This is a genomic window from Streptomyces sp. NBC_01384 (assembly GCF_045040035.1).
Lineage (GTDB): Bacteria > Actinomycetota > Actinomycetes > Streptomycetales > Streptomycetaceae > Streptomyces.
In genome coordinates this window covers 4,794,746-4,808,148 of record NZ_CP109559.1, presented here as the reverse complement: position 1 = coordinate 4,808,148, position 13,403 = coordinate 4,794,746, and the positions used below count along the sequence as shown (strand labels likewise).

General features: G+C 67.8%; 11 protein-coding genes, 1 tRNA gene and 1 pseudogene. 1 reads left to right on the top strand and 12 read right to left on the bottom strand.

The window, feature by feature from the left end; translation table 11 throughout:
- Positions 1-5: 5 nt before the first annotated feature.
- The 10 genes and pseudogenes from OG747_RS22030 to OG747_RS21985 all read right to left on the bottom strand — a co-directional run.
- Positions 6-182, bottom strand: a pseudogene (locus tag OG747_RS22030) (ISAs1 family transposase); the annotation flags it as partial.
- A gap of 230 nt (positions 183-412) precedes the next feature.
- Positions 413-1,108, bottom strand: a complete 696-nt coding sequence (locus tag OG747_RS22025) for a PASTA domain-containing protein (RefSeq protein WP_405881063.1) — start codon at positions 1,106-1,108, stop codon at positions 413-415.
- Entirely contained in the window at positions 1,050-1,364 is a 315-nt protein-coding gene (locus OG747_RS22020; protein ID WP_405881062.1) for a hypothetical protein, read from the bottom strand. The genes OG747_RS22025 and OG747_RS22020 overlap by 59 nt, the downstream gene beginning before the upstream one ends.
- Before the next feature lie 230 nt (positions 1,365-1,594).
- Positions 1,595-3,592, bottom strand: coding sequence for a Stk1 family PASTA domain-containing Ser/Thr kinase (gene pknB, locus OG747_RS22015; RefSeq protein ID WP_405881061.1), 1,998 nt, complete (start codon positions 3,590-3,592; stop codon positions 1,595-1,597).
- A gap of 171 nt (positions 3,593-3,763) precedes the next feature.
- The gene (locus OG747_RS22010) at positions 3,764-5,254 is read right to left on the bottom strand and encodes a peptidoglycan D,D-transpeptidase FtsI family protein (RefSeq protein WP_405881060.1); all 1,491 of its coding nucleotides are present in this window, start codon (positions 5,252-5,254) and stop codon (positions 3,764-3,766) included.
- Positions 5,251-6,690 carry an FtsW/RodA/SpoVE family cell cycle protein gene (locus OG747_RS22005; RefSeq protein WP_405881059.1) on the bottom strand — a complete coding sequence of 480 codons (1,440 nt, stop codon included), beginning with the start codon at positions 6,688-6,690 and terminating at the stop codon, positions 5,251-5,253. Before OG747_RS22005 ends, OG747_RS22010 begins: the two co-directional genes overlap by 4 nt.
- A gap of 26 nt (positions 6,691-6,716) precedes the next feature.
- Positions 6,717-8,276 (bottom strand): Stp1/IreP family PP2C-type Ser/Thr phosphatase, encoded by a 1,560-nt coding sequence (locus OG747_RS22000; protein WP_405881058.1) that lies wholly within the window; start codon positions 8,274-8,276, stop codon positions 6,717-6,719.
- A 128-nt stretch (positions 8,277-8,404) separates the two neighbouring features.
- Positions 8,405-8,929, bottom strand: a complete 525-nt coding sequence (locus OG747_RS21995) for an FHA domain-containing protein (RefSeq protein ID WP_405881057.1) — start codon at positions 8,927-8,929, stop codon at positions 8,405-8,407.
- Between the two features lie 10 nt (positions 8,930-8,939).
- On the bottom strand, positions 8,940-9,815 hold the full coding sequence (locus tag OG747_RS21990; protein WP_405881056.1) for an FhaA domain-containing protein: 876 nt from the start codon (positions 9,813-9,815) through the stop codon (positions 8,940-8,942).
- Positions 9,803-9,946, bottom strand: a complete 144-nt coding sequence (locus OG747_RS21985) for a hypothetical protein (RefSeq protein ID WP_405881055.1) — start codon at positions 9,944-9,946, stop codon at positions 9,803-9,805. Before OG747_RS21985 ends, OG747_RS21990 begins: the two co-directional genes overlap by 13 nt.
- A gap of 390 nt (positions 9,947-10,336) precedes the next feature.
- Between OG747_RS21985 and OG747_RS21980 the strand changes: the two genes are divergently transcribed.
- Positions 10,337-10,423, top strand: a tRNA-Leu gene (locus tag OG747_RS21980).
- Between the two features lie 188 nt (positions 10,424-10,611).
- On the opposite strand, the gene OG747_RS21975 is transcribed toward OG747_RS21980, so the two are convergent.
- Together OG747_RS21975 and OG747_RS21970 are read right to left on the bottom strand one after the other, a co-directional pair.
- Complete coding sequence (locus OG747_RS21975) at positions 10,612-12,414, bottom strand: hypothetical protein (RefSeq protein ID WP_405881054.1); 1,803 nt, start codon at positions 12,412-12,414, stop codon at positions 10,612-10,614.
- Entirely contained in the window at positions 12,411-13,256 is an 846-nt protein-coding gene (locus OG747_RS21970; protein ID WP_405881053.1) for a hypothetical protein, read from the bottom strand. Before OG747_RS21970 ends, OG747_RS21975 begins: the two co-directional genes overlap by 4 nt.
- Positions 13,257-13,403 lie beyond the last annotated feature (147 nt).

Here is a 13,403-nt window from a genome sequence, read left to right as displayed (position 1 = left end):
GTTGATCATGTGATGTCACAGAGGACGAGGACGCGGCGGCGTTCGGTGTGAGCTCGGCGTCCAGCGGCGGTGTTGAAGTACCCGGCGAGCTTGAGCGTGCTGCGGATCGGGTCGCGGACGGAGGCGAGCACGGCGGGTGTATTGCGGCTCCTGACCTGGGCTTTGTCCTCGCCGAGGATAATCACGCCCCCGCAACCACCAGGCACGCTACCGTGGTCGGCTCATACTCACCGCCTGATCCGCGGCGCCCTCATTGGAACTGCACCCAGACGACAGACGGGTCCGTCCGGGAACCAAAAGTCCCGGGCGGACCCGTCTGCAGGGGGGCGGGTCAGCCGCCTGTTCCGCCGTTCAAGAAGCCGCCTCCGTTGTTGCCGCCCTGGTCGACGGTGAACAGCGCGACGCTGCTGACCTACTGGACCGTGCTGCCCTGCTGGGGGTTCGAGGCGATGACGATGGCGTCGTCGTCCTGGGCGCCGGTGATGTTGCCGACCTGGAGACCCGCCTGTTGCAGCATCTGCTCGGCGCCCTTCAGCTTCTGGTTATTGATGTTCGGGACCGTGGCCTGGCCGGCCGCCTTGCCGATCTGGATCTGGACCGTGGAGCCCGCCTGCGGTGTGGTCTTGATGACCTTGTCGACCAGGTCTGGGTCGTTGTTCTCGACCTCGGTGCAGTTGCCGGTCAGGTTGCTCGCCTGCATCTGCTGCTTGGCGGCGTCACAGGTCTGGCCCGTCACATCGGGCACGGGCACCGTCTCCACGGCTTTGGCGATGGTGAGGGTGATCGTCGTCCCCTTCTCCACCTCCTTGCCGAGCGGCAGGGACTGATCCAGGACGGTGTTCGGGGCCTCCGCGGATTCCTGGGGCTTCTCCTTGACCTGGAACTGGTAGCCGTCGCCCTCGAGGAGCGTCTTGGTGTCGTTCAGGCTCTGGCCGAGGACGCTGGGCATCGCGACCTTCGGCGCTCCCGTGGACACCACCAGCGTGACGGTGTCGTTCTTGTTGACGTCGACGCCTGCCTTCGGGTCCTGGGAGCAGATGTTGCCCGTCTTATGGTCCTCGCAGGCCTTCTGGGTGCGCGATCGCCCTTGCGCGTGACTCGATCCCACTGGCCCCCTTAAAGAGGGCCAGTCGCGTACCTGCCAGCACCTGGAAGCCGTTGGCGTGCAACTCTTCCTTGTGGTCCTTCATCACGGACTCAAGCGTCTTCACGGTTACCTCGAAGTACGCCGCCACCGTCGCCGTCGTCACATGCATGCCGTCCGGCAGCAGTGACAGTGCCTTGACCCGGTCGAGCACTTCCGTGCGCTCCAGCACGCTGCCCCGCAGGGCCTTCGATTCCAGCAGAGCCGCGTCGTTGATCACGTTCTACCCCTTCTGCTTGTGTCGTGGCCATGTGGCCGGGGCAGAGCTTCGATTCCCCACCCCACCGCCTGCAACGAGTGGGGCAGTATGAAGATGTGGTCGAATCTCGTACAGAAGGTCGACCTTTGCGTACATGGCGTGACCGAGGGGGTCCAGCCAACGAGAACTGTGCCCCGCCCGGGAATCCCGGGCGGGGCACAGTTCTTTCAGCCGCTGTTTCAACCGCTGCGTCAGCCTCCGGTGAGGCCGCCGAAGAAGTTGGTGCCGCCGTTGTTGTTACCGCCGTTGTTGTTGCCGACGCTTTGGGTGGTGAGGGTGATCGGCGTGGAGTTCGGGTCCCCCTGCGTTCCCGGCTGAGGGTCCTGCTTGGTGACGAGCGCGTTGTCGCTCTGGTCGCTGCCGTCGGTGAACTGGATGTTGTTGAAGCCGTTCTGCTGCAGGGTCTGCCTGGCCTGCTTCACGGTCAGCGTGACCACGGTCGGGACCTGTGCCTGGGACTGCGCCAGCTTGCCGATCGTGATGGTCACCGGGGAGTTCTTGTTGACCTGGCTGCCAGGCTGCGGATCGGTCGAGATGACCTTGCCGTCCTTGGAGCTGTCCGGGGTCTCCACCTGGGTGCAGGTGCCGACCAGGTTGTTGGCCGTCATCTGGGCCCTGGCCACGTCACAGGACTGGCCGATGACGTCCGGGACCGTGGACTTCTCGGCGGCCTTGGCGATGGTGAGGGTGATCGGCGATCCCTTCTCCACCTCCGTGCCGAGCTTCGGGTCCTGGACCAGGACGGTGTTCGGGTCCTCGGCGGATTCCTGGGTCTGTTCCTTGACCTGGAACTGGTAGCCGTCGCCCTCGAGGATCTTCTTGGCGTCGTCCAGGCTCTTCCCGAGGACGCTGGGCACCACGACCTTCGGCGCCCCCGTGGACACCACCAGGTTGACGGTGTCGTTCTTCTTGACGTCGACGCCCGCCTTCGGGTCCTGGTCGCAGACGCTGCCCGTCTTCTGGTTCTCGCAGGGCTTCTTCGTGATCGACCCGAGCTTCAGGTCGCTGTTGACCATCATCTTCTTGGCGTCGCCCAGTGTCTGGCCGATGAAGTTCGGGGCCGCGAAGGACTTGTTGGTGGCGCCGCCGGGGAACGCCCATTTGCCGATCAGGATCGCGCCGATCAGGACCAGGACACCGGCGACGACCAGCAGGATCGTCGAGGTGTTCGACTTCTTCTGCTGGCGGCGCCGGGCCGGGCGGTCGTCGTAGCCGTAGCCGCCGTCGTCCGGGTTCATCGGGGGGAGCATGGAGGTGGCCTGGGCGTCCGCGGAGCGCAGGGCTGTGGTGGCCTGGTCCGGGTAGCCGCCGTAGCCGACCGAGCCCATGGCGGCGGTGGCCGCGACCGGCTGGCCGTCGAGGCAGGCCTCGATGTCCTGGCGCATCTCGTCGGCGGACTGGTAGCGGTAGTCCGGGTCCTTGACGAGCGCCTTGAGGACGATCGCGTCCATCTCGGGCGTGATCTCGGGGTCGAAGACGGACGGCGGCTGCGGCTCCTCGCGTACGTGCTGGTACGCGACCGCGACCGGGGAGTCGCCCACGAAGGGGGGACGTACGGTCAGCAGCTCGTAGAGGAGGCAGCCGGTCGAGTAGAGGTCGGAGCGCGCGTCGACCTGCTCGCCCTTCGCCTGCTCCGGGGAGAGGTACTGGGCGGTGCCGATGACCGCGGCGGTCTGCGTCATGGTCATGCCGGCGTCGCCCATGGCGCGGGCGATGCCGAAGTCCATGACCTTGACCTGGCCGTTGCGCGTCAGCATGACGTTGGCGGGCTTGATGTCGCGGTGGACGATGCCGGCGCGGTGCGAGTACTCCAGGGCCTGGAGGATGCCGATGGTCATCTCCATGGACCGCTCGGGCAGCAGTCTGCGGCCCGAGTGCAGCAGCTCGCGCAGCGTGGAACCGTCGACGTACTCCATCACGATGTACGGGATGGAGATGCCCTCGATGTAGTCCTCACCCGTGTCGTACACGGCGACGATCGCGGGATGGTTGAGCGAGGCGGCCGACTGGGCCTCCCGGCGGAACCGGGCCTGGAACGACGGGTCGCGTGCGAGGTCCGCTCGCAGCGTCTTCACCGCCACGGTGCGGCCGAGCCGGGTGTCATGGGCGAGATGTACCTCCGCCATGCCACCACGGCCGAGCACCTGGCCCAGCTCGTACCGGCCGCCGAGGCGACGCGGCTCTTCCATAGCTACCTACCAGCCCTCTCCGTCGGTCCCGACCGCACGCGATGTGTGGTCCGGCGGTGTGCCGTCCGGGCATACCGTACCCGGCTCGGCTTCTGTGACCTGGCCAAGCCCGTCACCCGATACAGGACCGGTATCACAACGTGCACCGATGTGATGGGGACGTGACAGGGGTCACTTCTTGCTGTTGATGACCGCCTCCATCACGCTCTTCGCGATGGGGGCGGCGAGACCGCCACCCGTGATGTCTCCACGGTTCGCGGCGCCGTCCTCGACCACCACGGCCACGGCGACCGGCGAGCTGCCGTCGGGGAGCTTGGCGTATGAGATGAACCACGCGTACGGCTTCTCGCTGTTGGCGACACCGTGCTGGGCGGTACCGGTCTTGCCACCCACGGTGACGCCGCTGATCTGGGCCTTGTTGCCGGTGCCCTGTGGGTCGTTGACGACCGTCTCCATCATGGACTGAAGGATCTGGGCGTTGCTCTTGGAGAGCGGCTGGCTCATCTTCTGCGGTTCGGTCTGCGAGATGACGTCCAGGTTCGGGGCCTGCAGCTTGTCGACCATGTACGGCTTCATGAGCGTGCCGTTGTTGGCGACGGCGGAGGCCACCATGGCCATCTGCAGCGGGGTCGCGGCGGTCTCGAACTGGCCGATGGAGCTGAGCGCGGTCTGCGGCTTGTCCATCGTCTTGGGGAAGTTGGAGGCGTTGGAGCGCACCGGCGTGAACTGCTCGGAGTTGAAGCCGAACTTCTCGGCCTCCGCGAGCATCTTGTCCTTGCCGAGGTCGGCGCCGATCTTGCCGAAGACGGTGTTGCAGGACACCTTGAGCGCCACGCGCATGGTGGCGTTCTTGCAGGGGATGTTCCCCTCGTTCTTCAGCTCGGTCCTGGTGTCCGGCAGCGTGTACGGCAGCGGCGAGTTCGTGTTCTCGTCCGCGGACTTGTACAGGCCGTTCTCCAGCGCCGCCGCCGCGGTGATCACCTTGAAGGTGGAGCCCGGCGGGTAGGTCTCGCGCAGCGCCCGGTTTTGCATCGGGTCGTCGGGGTCGTTCTTCTTCTGCAGCTTGGTCCAGGCCTTGCCGTCGACGCTCGTCGAGTTCCCGGCGAAGGTCGACGGGTCGTACGACGGGGTGGAGGCCAGCGCCAGGATCGCGCCGGTCTGCGGGTTGATCGCGGCGACGGCGCCCTTGCCCCGGCTCAGCAGGCCCTGGTACGCGGCCTTCTGCGCGGCGGCGTTGAGGGTGGTGACGACGTTGCCGCCCTGCTTCTTCTTGCCCGTGATCATGTCGAGGGTGTTGCGGAAAAAGAGCCGGTCGTCGTTGCCGGTGAGGATGCCGTCGTCGATGCTCTCCAGCTGGGTGGCGCCGAAGGCCTGGGAGGCGTACCCGGTGATGGGCGCCCACATCGCGCCGTCCTTGTAGGTGCGCTTGTACTCGAAGTCGTTGATGCCGTTCTTGGTCGACTTGGCGGCCCCGGTGATCGGGCTGCCGTCGACGATGATGTCGCCGCGCGGGGTGGCGTACCGCTCGATGGCGACGCGGCGGTTGTTCAAGTCGGTCCGCAGGCTGTCCGCCTGGACGTACTGGATGTAGTTGTCGCGGATCAGCAGGGCGAGGACAAGGAGCCCGCAGAAGAGTGCGATCCGGCGCAGGGGCTTGTTCACGGGCGGACCACCTGGGTCATCTCGGCGTCGGGGCTGGGGGCGGGCGCAGGGGCCGGGCGGCGCGCGGTGTCGCTGATTCTGATCAGGATGCTGATCAGGGCCCAGTTGGCGATGACGGAGGAGCCTCCGTACGCCACGAACGGCATCGTCATACCGGTCAGCGGGATCAGACCCATGACGCCGCCGGCGACGACGAAGACCTGGAGCGCGAAGCCGCCGGAGAGGCCCACGGCGAGGAGCTTGCCGAACGGGTCGCGGGCCGCGAGCGCCGTACGGATACCGCGCTCCACGATCAGGCCGTAGATGACCAGGATCGCCATGATCCCCGCCAGGCCCAGTTCCTCGCCGAAGCTGGCGAGGATGAAGTCGGAGTTGGCGGCGAACCGGATGAGTTCGGAGTGGCCCTGTCCCCATCCGGTACCGAGCGTGCCGCCGGAGCCGAAGGCCCACAGGGCCTGCATGGACTGCTCGGTATGGCCGACGACGCCCTTCCTGCTCTGCGTGAACTCGTGCATGGGGTTGAGCCAGGCCTGGACACGCTGCTGGACGTGCGGTTCGAAAGAGGTGACGCCGACGGCGCCGGCCGCCGACATCAGCAGACCGAAGACGATCCAGCTGGTCCGCTCCGTGGCGACGTACAGCATGATCACGAACATGCCGAAGAACAGCAGCGAGGTACCGAGGTCGGTCTCGAAGACCAGGATCAGGATGGAGACGAACCAGACGACCAGGATCGGGCCGAGGTCGCGGCCGCGCGGCAGGTAGAGGCCCATGAAGCGGCGGCTGGCGAGGGCCAGCGCGTCGCGCTTCACCATGAGGTAGCCGGCGAAGAAGACCGCGAGGATGATCTTCGCGAACTCGCCGGGCTGGAGGGTGCCCAGACCGGGGATCGAGATCCAGATCTTGGCGCCGTAGATGTTGGCGCCGAGGCCGGGAACCAGCGGCAGCAGAAGCAGGACCAGGGCGCCGAACATGGAGATGTAGGTGTAGCGCTGCAGGACGCGGTGGTCCTTGAGGAAGATCAGCACGGCGACGAACAGACCGATGCCCAGCGCGGTGTACAGCAGTTGGCGGGGCGCGGCATTGCCGGCCTGCTTGATGGACTGGAGCAGCTTGGACTGGTCGAGACGCCAGATCATCACCAGCCCGAGGCCGTTGAGCAGCGTCGCCAGTGGCAGCAGCAGCGGGTCGGCGTACGGTGCGAACTTGCGTACGGCGAGATGGCCGACGCCCGCGAGCAGGCCGAGGCCGAGGCCGTAGCCCAGCAGGCCGGGCGGCACCTTCTCGTTGATGGCCAGGCCCACGTTGGCGTACGCGAAGACCGGGATGACGACGGCGAACACCAGGAGTGCCAACTCGGTGTTGCGTCGGCTCGGTGTGCCGATCGATCCGATGGTCGACGTGTGGTGCGTCGGCGTGTTCGTACTACTGCTCATGGTGTGACAGGGCCCCTCACGGCTTCTTACTGCTTACCGCACAGCGAGACCAGCTTCTGCTCTTCGTCGGAGAGGCTGGGGCCGGGTGTGGGAGTGGGTGCGGTGGTGGTGGAGGACGGGGTCGAGGACGGTGCCGTGCTCGACGATTTCGATGTCGGCGACGGGCTGGACGTGGCCTTGGACGTCCGTGAGGCGGTTGTGGTTCCCGTGGTCCCACCTGCCTGGCCCGTACCGTTCTTCGCGCTGGTCTTGGTCTCGGCGGTGCGGCGCTCGGCGTCCTTCTTGCACGCGGACGCCTGTGTGGCGAGCTCGCCGATCTTCTTCTGGGCGTTATTGAGGCCGCCCTCCGCGATCGTCGCCTTGACCTGCTTCTGCATGTACGGCGGCAGGTACTTGAGTTCGATCTCGGGGTGGTCCTTCTCCACCTTCGAGAGCGAGACCCAGGCCAGGTCCTGGCTGATGCCCCGGTACAGCGCGACGTGCGAGTCCTGGGTGCCGACGTAGTACTGCGTCTGCGTCCACTGGTAGCCGCCGTACAGGCCGCCGCCGATGACGGCGAGCACGAGCGCGGTGTAGAGGGATCTCTTCAGCCACTTGCGTCCGCCGCGCTCCTTGACGAAGTCCTCGTCGGAGTAGTCGCCGAAGCTGCCCGCGGGGACGTAGCCGGTGGTGTCGCCGCTGCCGGGCGGGCCGAACTCGCCGCCACCGCCCTGTCCGGGCACCGGACGGCCGAGGCTGGAGGCGCGGCCCGCGGGGGTCTGCATGGCGCCGTTGTCGTGCAGCTGGTGCTGGTGCTGGTTCTCGGCGACGGCGCCGACCACGACCGGGGTGTCGGAGAGCTGGGCGGCGAGGGTGTCGCCGGAGTCGATGTCGAGGACGTCGGCGACGATGACGGTGATGTTGTCGGGGCCGCCGCCGCGCAGCGCGAGCTCGATGAGGTTCTGGACGGTCTCCTGGGGGCCCTGGTAGCTGGCGAGGGTGTCCTCCATCGTCTGATGGGAGACGACGCCGGACAGGCCGTCGGAGCAGATCAAGTAGCGGTCGCCGGCGCGGACTTCGCGGATGGAGAGGTCCGGCTCGACATGGTCGCCGCTGCCCAGCGCGCGCATGAGGAGAGAGCGCTGGGGGTGGGTGGTGGCCTCTTCCTCGGTGATGCGGCCCTCGTCGACGAGGCGCTGCACCCAGGTGTGGTCCTGGGTGATCTGTGTGAGGACGCCGTCACGCAGGAGGTACGCGCGGGAGTCGCCGACGTGGACGAGGCCGAGGCGCTGACCGGTCCACAGGAGCGCGGTGAGGGTGGTCCCCATGCCTTCCAGCTGGGGGTCCTCCTCGACCATCATCCGCAGCTGGTCGTTGGCGCGCTGTACGGCGGTGCCCAGCGAGGTGAGGATGTCGGAGCCGGGCACGTCGTCGTCGAGCGCGACGATGGTGGAGATCACCTCGGAGGAGGCGACCTCACCGGCGGCCTGGCCACCCATTCCGTCCGCGATCGCGAGCAGCCGGGGACCGGCGTAACCGGAGTCCTCGTTGCCCTCGCGGATCATGCCTTTGTGCGATCCGGCGGCGAAGCGCAGTGACAGACTCATGCGCACCTCGCCCGTCGGCTCCGGGTACATCCGCACGGTGCCCACCCTCCGGTCGGGAGCGCGCCGGGGTCCTTTGTGTGGACCGCCGCTGCGTGCTCGCTCCGCTCGCGCTCATTCATGACGTAGCACTACTTCCGCAGCTCGATGACGGTCTTGCCGATGCGGATCGGCGCGCCCAGCGGAATGGGCGTGGGAGTCGTCAGTCGGCTCCGGTCGAGATACGTGCCGTTGGTGGAGCCGAGGTCCTCGACGATCCACTGGCCGTCCCGGTCCGGGTAGATCCTGGCATGGCGGCTGGACGCGTAGTCGTCGTCCAGCACGATGGTGCTGTCGTGCGCGCGGCCCAGCGTGATGGTCTGTCCCTGCAGCGCGACGGTCGTGCCGGTGAGGGTGCCCTCGGAGACGACCAGCTTGGTGGGGGCGCCGCGGCGCTGCCGGCCGCCGCCGCTGCTGGGCGGCGCCTGCTGGCGCTGCGGCGGCGGGGTGGCCTGGCGCGCGGCCTGCTGCGGCCTGGAGGCGTCCCGGCGCGAGGCGCGCTGTGTGACGCGCGTTCCGAACAGGTCGCTACGGATGACCTGCACGGCCACGATCACGAACAGCCACAGTACGGCCAGGAAACCCAGCCGCATGACCGTGAGGGTCAGCTCTGACATTGCCCCCGCTTCACCCTTCGGCTTGCCGGTAAATGATGGTGGTGCTGCCCACGACGATCCGCGAGCCGTCGCGGAGCGTAGCGCGGGTGGTGTGCTGCCCGTCCACCACGATGCCGTTGGTGGACCCGAGATCCTGGATCGTCGAGGGCGTTCCGGTCCGGATCTCACAGTGCCGGCGGGATACGCCGGGGTCGTCGATCCGCACGTCGGCTTCGGTGCTGCGGCCCAGCACCAGCGTCGGGCGGGAGATCTGGTGGCGGGTGCCGTTGATCTCGATCCAGTGCCGCATCCGGCCGCCGGGCGCCGGGCCCGTGGGCGCGCCGGGCCGCTGTCCCATGGGCTGTCCCATGGGCGGCTGTCCCATGGGTGAGGGGCCGGGGCGCGCGCCGGGGGGCGGCGCGGACGGCATGGGGGGAGCGGCCGTGGGCGGGTATCCGTAGCCGCCCTGGGCGCCGCGCGGGGCCGCCGGGGCGGGGCCCGCGGGGGCGCGCTCGGGGGCCTGCTGGTCGGTGGAGGAGGCGAGCGTACGGCTGCGCACCCGGTACAGACCGGTGTCGAGGTCGTCCGCCTTCTCCAGGTGGACCTTGATGGAGCCCATGAAGCTGTAGCGCTGCTGCTTGGCGTAGTCGCGCACCATGCCGGCGAGCTCGTCGCCGAGCTGGCCGGAGTAGGGGCTGAGGCGCTCGAAGTCCGGCGCGCTCAGCTCCACGATGAAGTCATTGGGTACGACGGTCCGGTCGCGGTTCCAGATCGTGGCGTTGTTGTCGCACTCGCGCTGCAGCGCTCCGGCGATCTCCACGGGCTGGACCTCGGACTTGAACACCTTGGCGAAGGTGCCGTTGACCAGACCTTCGAGACGCTGCTCGAACTTCTTCAGGACTCCCATGGGGCACCTCCTCCTTCGTAGCCGTCCTGGTACTGCCTGCTGTGTACGTCGTACTGCGTACGGCCTGCCGCGTCGTACGGCCCGCCGCTGTCGTCCTGGTTCTGCTGGTACTGCTTACTGATCGTATCCACGCGTCGGGAAATCGGCTGGTTCCCCCTGTCGGCCTGGTCGACGGGTGTCGACGGCTTCCGAAGTCCCCTCCCGAAGTTCCCTTCGGGGCTCCTCTTCGAACTCCTCCCGGCACTACTCCTGCCAAGGATCGTAGAGGTGGCCCGACACCAGTGTCCCGCACCTGACTGTGCACCCCGTCCTGCTCCTGGAGAGATGGGCTGGACCGGTACGAGGTTGATACGTGAACCGGTGAGGGCTGAGACATGCGGTGCAGGCGGGGCCCCTGGCCGTGGGGGGCGGGGCCTCTGGCCGTGGGAAAGGGATGTGATTCCACCCCGAGCAGCGTGCTAATCTTCTGCATGTCGGAAGGCGCTCGCACTACTTGGTGAGAGACCAACGACACACCCAATGCGCGGGTGGCGGAATAGGCAGACGCGCTGGATTCAGGTTCCAGTGCCCGCAAGGGCGTGGGGGTTCAACTCCCCCCTCGCGCACCAAGAGAAACCGACGAAACGGGTCTCCACCAGTGACGAAAGTCCTGGTGGGGCCCGTTTCTCGTTGTTGCGGCGGGCCCCGGCCCGGACGGTGACGCGGCAGGGCCCCGGCGGTGAGGTATCTCACGGTCGGGGCCCTGCTTTTCGTGCTGGTTGTTCTCCGGTTGGTGCTGGGGGCGCCGGCCCTCGGATCAGGCGGCCGGCATCAGGTGGCCGGTGGGTGTCCAGGCTCCGCGATCTTTGGTCTTCCGCCGGTGGTGGGTGCGGCGGCGGGGGCGCTCGCCGCCGAGCGCCAGCGTCTCGAGCCAGCTCTTGATCTTGCGGCGGTTGGCGTGGGCGAGTTGGAAGGCCAGGAGGATCGTCTGGGCCGCGATGCCGCGGATGCGGCGTGAGCCGGCTGCTTCGATGCCTTCAGCCAGTGGATTCTTTGCGTAGCCGTTGTAGCCCTCGACGCTGTTGCGGAGCCGGAAGTAGATCTTCTGCCACTCTGGGCTGCCGTACTCCAGGGACTGCCAGTGCTTGGCGCCAGCTTCGGGGCTGACGGTGATCGTGCGCTGGCGGCAGATTTTGAGCGGGCCCGCGGGGCTGGGCTCGGGGTCGATGAGGGGGATGTGGATGCCGTGGCCGAGGGTGTCCGGCTTGATGAGGCACTGGGCCTTGCCTGCTTCGGCGGGGCACATCATCCGCTGGTACCCGTCGGCGTCCGCGTTCTCCTTGGGCATGACGCGGTAGCTGCGCCGGGCTGCGATCAGCTTGATCCAGGTCTCCTGGTCGATGCGTTCTGCGTGCAGGTCGATGGTGGCGGTGATGAGGGGTTCGGGCATGGACGGGCAGTACCAGCGGCCCTCGACGAGGATCGCGCCGTCCGTCTCGGCCTGCTTGCCGAGTTGGTCCGCCCGGTAGTCGTAGACGGGCTTGTAGCCCATGGCCCGGATGGGGAGCTGCCACTCGTCGGGCTCGGAGTTGTTGTAGGCGCGGTCGCCTGCGAGGTAGCCCGGTTTGTAGCCGCGCTCCTGCATGCGGTTGAGGATCTTCACGCCGTTGTAGGCGGGCCGTTGGCCGGGCTTGTCGAGTGCGACGCCGAGGACCAGAACCGGAAGGACGTCAGGGTTTGGAGTGCCGTCGTCGAGGAGGACGACGTCGTGCTCGGCATCCCGGGTCACGATCAGGTGGGCGTCGTAGCCGAACAGGTACTTCTTCTTGAGTGAGGTCTTCTTCTGGCGTTGGGGAGCTTTGGCGTGGCTCTTCTTGGCGGGCGGCGGGGGTGGGCGCAGGGCGCCGGTGACCGGCGTGTCGGGGTCTCGGTGGTCGCCTTCGCGTACGTACCAGCCGGCGTCGGGGTCTGTGGCGAGCTCGGGCCCCTTCGTGGCGCGGCCCCGGGAGAAGGTGCGGATAGGGGTGGCGTCGATACCTAGGGACACTTCAGCCAGCTCGCTCAGCAGGCTGTGCAGGGGGCGCACGGATGCGTCCAGGATGAACTCGGTGAACAGGGCGAGCCGCCGCTCGCGTTCGGCGAGGTCGTCGGGGTCGGCGTCCGCTGTGAACCTTCGGGCTTCCGCGCGGGAGAGGTTCTTGTTGCACGGCAGAGGGGACGGGTTCATGGCGTCCTTCATTGCGTGGAAGATCCGCCGGACCACGGCGTAGGCCGCCTCGAACCCCTGGTCGTGGTCCTCGTATTCAGGTATGTCGAGCAGGGCACGCATGCGCGGTGTGGTGCGGAAGTACAGGATCTCGGTGACGCGTTCCAGCACGATCTTGCCGCCGGTTGCCTGGGTGCACAGGTGGAGGCCGATCAGCAGGCTGCGGAGGTGCAGTGTGCGGTGGCGGCCGCGTGGGAGGTGGACGAACTCTTCGAGCAGCGGGATGAGTCCGCTGTTGTCCACCTCCTCGATCGCTGCCGTGACGGCGTCGTCATCGATGAGTGTGCGCTCGGCGCGCATGTCCAGGAGGCGCTCGTGCCGGTCGCTGGGCGCGCGGGACGGGATCTTGGTCATTGGCCGCCCCTGAGCAGGCGGGCGGCTTCCTCGGCGGTGACGGCGGGCAGGAACGGCAGGATGCGGGACAGGCCGTGGAGGGTGTCGACCCCGGCAGCGGCCACGATGACGGTGATCGGGAGCCGCTCTTCGAAGAGTTCGACCAGCCAGTTCGACCGGAGACGCCCCATGACCAGGCGCGGGGCGTTCGGGCTCGGCTGAGCGCGGGCCAGGAAGTTCGTGACGGTGTTGGTGCCGCGGCTATGGCAGTTGGGGCGGAAGAGGTGCTGGGCGACGCCTGGGGTTGTCAGGCGGTCGGCGGCGGACGCCAGGACTCCTTCCCAAGGGCGTCGGCACAGAATGTCGCGCTTCCGGTTGCCGCGCGTGGCCACGACTACGGAACCGTCGGCAGCCGTGGCTCTGCGTACGTCGTGGACACGCACCCGGATGACTTCCGGGGAGTCGAGGCCGACGCCGAGCCCGAGCGCCAGAAGGGTCTTGCAGCCCCAACGAAGCTCCTCGGTGTGCTGACCGCCGGCCCAGCCCCACAGGTCCGCGAGCTCAGTCCGGCTGTAGGGCCGGTTCGGGACGGAAGCCGACAGTCTCGCGGGCCTGCCCGTGCGGCACTCGCCGCCCACGACGACCTCGCGCAGCCGCAGGAGCCGGGTCCGGTAGTTGCCCCGGGTGCTCTCGCCCGCGTTGGGGCAGCCGACGGCGATGAAGCGCTCGATCGCCTCGCGGGACAGCCACACCTCGGCGGTCCCAGGCAGACCCTCTCCGTTGCAGAACAGCGCCAACTGGGACAGCGCAGAGAGCAGTTCACGTGCCTTGTACGGCAGGAGGGGGTCGGCGAGACGGACCACGCGGCGCACTTCATCGCCGACGCGGCTCCACCCCGCGGGGGAGCCGGCCGGACGATAGGAATCAATCCGTTGACTCATCACATGTCGCCACACCAGCACCCCGGCAGGTGGGGTGCTATTCGAATAACATCTACTCGTGGCAGCAGC

Bases quoted from the DNA above. Each gene is read 5' to 3' on its own strand.
- OG747_RS21990 (WP_405881056.1), bottom strand. From the start codon at position 9,815: ATGGGAGTCCTGAAGAAGTTCGAGCAGCGTCTCGAAGGTCTGGTCAAC.
- OG747_RS22000 (WP_405881058.1), bottom strand. From the start codon at position 8,276: ATGAGTCTGTCACTGCGCTTCGCCGCCGGATCGCACAAAGGCATGATC.
- OG747_RS21995 (WP_405881057.1), bottom strand. From the start codon at position 8,929: ATGTCAGAGCTGACCCTCACGGTCATGCGGCTGGGTTTCCTGGCCGTA.
- OG747_RS21975 (WP_405881054.1), bottom strand. From the start codon at position 12,414: ATGACCAAGATCCCGTCCCGCGCGCCCAGCGACCGGCACGAGCGCCTC.
- pknB (WP_405881061.1), bottom strand. From the start codon at position 3,592: ATGGAAGAGCCGCGTCGCCTCGGCGGCCGGTACGAGCTGGGCCAGGTG.
- OG747_RS22005 (WP_405881059.1), bottom strand. From the start codon at position 6,690: ATGAGCAGTAGTACGAACACGCCGACGCACCACACGTCGACCATCGGA.